Genomic DNA, 254 nt, shown 5'->3' on the forward strand with positions numbered 1-254 from the left:
GGTGCTGCCGCCAACCCGATCCATATCCTGACGGAAGCGCTGGCGGGTCTGCATGACCAGACCGGCCGCATCACGCTCGAGAATTTCTACGAGGGCGTCGAGGAAACACCTGAGAACATCAAGTCGTCATGGGACAAGCTCGGACAGACGTCCGAGAGCTTCCTCGGTCAGGTCGGCCTTTCCGTACCATCAGGTGAAAAAGGCCGTTCGGTTCTGGAGCTTACCTGGGCGCGGCCGACGGCTGAGGTCAATGG

At 60.6% G+C, this 254-nt stretch carries 1 pseudogene; it reads left to right on the forward strand.

What is annotated here, in order from left to right:
* Positions 1 to 254, forward strand: a pseudogene (locus SB724_RS21035) (peptidase M20); the annotation flags it as partial.

Source organism: Bacillus sp. SIMBA_031, from assembly GCF_046535225.1.
In the GTDB taxonomy this organism is placed as follows: Bacteria; Bacillota; Bacilli; order Bacillales; family Bacillaceae; genus Bacillus; species Bacillus velezensis.